A 3,726-nucleotide genomic window follows, 5' to 3' on the forward strand; every position below is an offset into this window, starting at 1 on the left:
GACCCGGAGATCCAGCGGTTCACGACGGTGCCCTCGCCGTACCGCCGCGAGGACGCCGACTGGTTCCTCGCCCACCACGTGCACGACGTGGCCGCCGAGGGCGGGGCGTCGTTCTGCGTCGAGGGGCTCGATGTGCCGGGGGCGGTGGCAGCCAGCATGGCGCTGCTGCACGTCCGCGACGGGCTCGGCGAGATCGGCTACTGGTGCGCGCCCTGGGCGCGGGGCCGGGGGTACGTCACCGACGCCCTCGACGTCGTGCACGCCCGCCACGCCCGACCCGAAGCCCACGTCACATGATCAACGGACCCGTGTGGTTCCGGGTCGACCCCTCGGACAGCCACTCAGGGCCGTTGATCATGGCGGGGCGCCCGACCGATCCGGCGCCCGCTAGAGGGCGACCGTCCCGACGACGCCGACCACGGTGTCGCCGCCGACCCACACCTCGCCGTCGGCGTGCTCGACGAACACCCGCCCGCGGCGCCCGAGCACCGTGCCCTGGGCGGCGACGTACGACGGCGGGGCGTGCCCCGCCTCGACGAGCCACATCCCGAGACCGGCGTTGAGCGAGCCCGTCACCGGATCCTCGCCCGCGCCCGTCTCGGGCACGAACGCCCGCACCTCGACCGCCGCGTCCCCGCCGTCCGGGTGCGGCCCGACGACCCCGACGGCCCGGGTGAGCTCGCGGGCCGCGAGTGCGCTCAGGTCGGGGCGGAGCCCGAGCACCGACGCGGCGTCGGGGAGCAGGACCGCGACCCAGCCGGGGCCGTTGTCCACCCACGCCGCGTCGACGACGTCGGTCGTCCCCAGCCCCGCGGTGATGACGGCCAGGTCGGCGGGGTCGACGGGGCCCGAGCGCACCAGGGGCGGCGCTGCGAAGGCGAGCTGGTCCCCGGCGCGCACCCGCACCAGCCCGACGCCGCACTCCTGTACGGGACCGGCGACGTCGGCCGGCACGCCCCCGGCCGCCAGCCACGCGCGGGCCGACCCGAGCGTCGGGTGACCCGCGAACGGCAGCTCCCGGGCGGGCGTGAAGATCCGCAGGCGGTAGTCGGCGCCGGGCACCGTCGGGCGCAGCAGGAAGGTCGTCTCGGACAGGTTCGTCCAGGACGCGAGAGCGGCCATCTGCGCGTCGCTCAGGTCGTCCGCGTCGTGGACCACCGCGACCGGGTTGCCGGCGGTCAGCTCGTCGGTGAACACGTCGACCTGGCGGAAGGGGTGCACGCCGACGATCACCTCACGCCGTGGGGCACCGGTCCAGGACCACTCGCGCGACGGTGGCAGGTGGGTACCCCGACGCCGTGGACACCGACCGGGCGCTGGAGAACGCGATCACCGAGCTGCTCGACGCCCGGGGCGAGGGGAAGACGATCTGCCCGTCGGAGGCCGCACGCCGGGTGGACCCGGAGGACTGGCGCCCGCTGATGGAACCCGCCCGACGGGTGGCCGCACGCCTCGTCGAGGCCGGCGAGGTGGAGATGACCCAGCAGGGCCGGGTGGTCGACCCGGCGACGGCGACGGGACCGGTGCGCCTCCGGCGCTCGTGAGCAGTTGTCCGTCCTATGACACGGACAACTGCGCACACGGCGAAGCCACCTACGGGCCCTCGGTCCGCGCGTAGGCCCCGCGGTGGAAGACCAGCGGCGGCGCCTCCTCGGCCGCGAGGTCGTGGACGGCGCCGACGACGATGAGGTGGTCCCCGCCGTCGTGGCAGGCGTGCAGCGTGCAGTCGATCCAGGCGGTGGCGCCGGCGAGGATCGGCGAGCCCAGGTCCGAGGGCCGCCACTCGACGCCCGCGAACTTGTCCGTCCCGGACTTCGCGAACGTCGTGGAGAGCTCCCCCTGGTCCTGGGCGAGGACGTTGACGCAGAACCGCCCGGTCGCCTCGATCCTCGGCCAGGACGACGAGCTCCGGCCGGGCAGGATGAGCACCAGCGGCGGGTCGAGCGAGAGCGACGAGAACGACTGACAGGTGAACCCGGCCGGCACGCCGTCGACGGAGCCGGTGACGATCGTGACGCCCGAGGGGAAGTGCCCCAGCACCGCACGCATCGTGGTCGGGTCCGTGCTCGCCATGGGTGGCTCCTCCTCGATCTCGACGCACCCACGCTAGGGGTTCCCGCCGGGGCCGCCCACCGGAGGTGCTGCGCGCCGCAGCGACCGCTCGCACCGCTTCATGACGGACAGCCTCTCAATCGTGCTCCATTCTGCTCTTTTTCCTCCGGGATGGGCTGTGTCACGCTCGACCCACGCTGGTCGACGGGGAGCGGAGGTGGACGGGATGCGGGTCGCCGTCGTCGGGGCCGGGATCGGCGGACTGACGCTCGGGATCGCCCTGCAGCGCGCCGGGATCGCCGTCGATCTCTACGAGCGCGCGACGGAACTCCGCGAGGTCGGCGCCGCCGTCGCCCTGTCGGCCAACGGCACCCGCGAGCTGTACCGCCTCGGCGTCGGGAAGGCCCTCGAGGACGTCTCGACCGAGCCGACCGAGCTGGTCTACCGCGACGGGCGCACCGGGGCGCGGATCGCCGCGCACGCCGGCGGCGCGACCTACCGCGCCCGCTTCGGCGCCCCCTACTGGGGCATCCACCGCGTCGACCTCCAACAGGCCCTCGCGGCGGCCGTCGACCCAGGGAACCTGCACCTCGGGAAGGCCGTCGCCGGGGTCGCCGGTGACGAGCGCGGAGCGACGATCACCTTCGAGGACCGGTCCACGACGACCGCCGACGTCGTCGTCGGGGCCGACGGCGTGCACTCGGTGGTCCGCGAGCACGTGTGCGGGCCCGACAGCGGCCCGGTCTACTCCGGCACCAGCGCCTTCCGCGGGCTGGTCAAGCGCACCGACCTGCCCTCGCTGCCCGACCCGCTCACCATCCAGTTCTGGGCCGGCCCCGGCGCGCACCTGCTCCACTACCCGATGGGCGGACCCGCGCGCGACGACGACACCGTCAACTTCTTCGCCGTCCTCTGCGGGCCGTCGGACTGGTCCGGGGGCACTCGCGACGCGGCGGACGGCGAGCTCCTCGCCGCCTTCGCGGGCTGGCACCCGGCGGTGGTCGAGATGCTCGGCGCCGTCGAGCAGAGCCCGCGCTGGCCGCTGCTCTCCCAGCCGCCGCTGACCCGCTGGAGCCGCGGTCGCGTCGTCCTCGTCGGCGACGCGTGCCACGCGATGCTGCCCCACCACGGGCAGGGCGCGAACCAGTCGATCGAGGACGCCGTGGTGCTGGCCGGGCTGCTGGCGGGCGGGGACGTCGACGCCGCCCTCGAGGCCTACCCCCGACGACGCCGTGCCCGCACGCGCGCCGTCGCCCGCAGCGCCTGGGAGACCGGGACGCTGCTCCACCGGTCCGACGACGACGTCGAGGGCCTCGCCGAGCGCGACGCCCGCTTCACCACCTACCTCGACGCCAACGCCTGGGTGCACCACTACTCCGCGTCCGCACAGCCCTCCGAGAACGCCACCACCACCAGCGAGGAAGTCGCATGACCACCACCGAGGACCAGTCCGTCTCCGACGCCGTCACCGCCGGCTCGCACGCCACCGAGATCGCCCGCTCCGGCGCGGCCACCTTCCGCTCGGGCGGCGGGAGCGTCGACCAGCAGCGGGCGGCGAGCGTCATCGGCGCCGCGCTCGAGGGCATCCGCGCCGCCATCCGCGAGCAGAAGGTCACCTACGAGGAGTTCGACGCGTTCAAGCGCTGGCTCATCGAGGTCTCCGACACCGGCGAA

The 3,726-nt window shown here is 74.6% G+C and carries 5 protein-coding genes and 1 pseudogene; 4 read left to right on the top strand and 2 right to left on the bottom strand.

Annotated features, from left to right (window positions below):
* Window positions 1–297: GNAT family N-acetyltransferase (locus tag AC0CYZ_RS03860; RefSeq protein ID WP_472212513.1), on the top strand; the 297-nt coding region annotated here is incomplete at its 5' end.
* A gap of 90 nt (window positions 298–387) precedes the next feature.
* On the opposite strand, the gene AC0CYZ_RS03865 is transcribed toward AC0CYZ_RS03860, so the two are convergent.
* Complete coding sequence (locus AC0CYZ_RS03865) at window positions 388–1,221, bottom strand: PhzF family phenazine biosynthesis protein (RefSeq protein WP_472212515.1); 834 nt, start codon at window positions 1,219–1,221, stop codon at window positions 388–390.
* A gap of 77 nt (window positions 1,222–1,298) precedes the next feature.
* On the opposite strand from AC0CYZ_RS03865, the gene AC0CYZ_RS03870 reads away from it, so the two are divergent.
* On the top strand, window positions 1,299–1,544 hold the full coding sequence (locus tag AC0CYZ_RS03870) for a DUF3253 domain-containing protein (protein WP_472212517.1): 246 nt from the start codon (window positions 1,299–1,301) through the stop codon (window positions 1,542–1,544).
* Between the two features lie 49 nt (window positions 1,545–1,593).
* On the opposite strand, the gene AC0CYZ_RS03875 is transcribed toward AC0CYZ_RS03870, so the two are convergent.
* Window positions 1,594–2,073: a flavin reductase family protein gene (locus AC0CYZ_RS03875; protein ID WP_472212519.1), complete on the bottom strand. Its 480-nt coding sequence runs from the start codon at window positions 2,071–2,073 to the stop codon at window positions 1,594–1,596.
* A 205-nt stretch (window positions 2,074–2,278) separates the two neighbouring features.
* Between AC0CYZ_RS03875 and AC0CYZ_RS03880 the strand changes: the two genes are divergently transcribed.
* Window positions 2,279–3,484, top strand: a complete 1,206-nt coding sequence (locus tag AC0CYZ_RS03880) for an FAD-dependent monooxygenase (RefSeq protein WP_472212521.1) — start codon at window positions 2,279–2,281, stop codon at window positions 3,482–3,484.
* A pseudogene (locus AC0CYZ_RS03885) lies at window positions 3,481–3,726 on the top strand (catechol 1,2-dioxygenase); the annotation flags it as partial. The gene AC0CYZ_RS03880 and the pseudogene AC0CYZ_RS03885, both read left to right, overlap by 4 nt.

The sequence above is a fragment of the Actinomycetospora sp. genome (genome assembly GCF_055612215.1).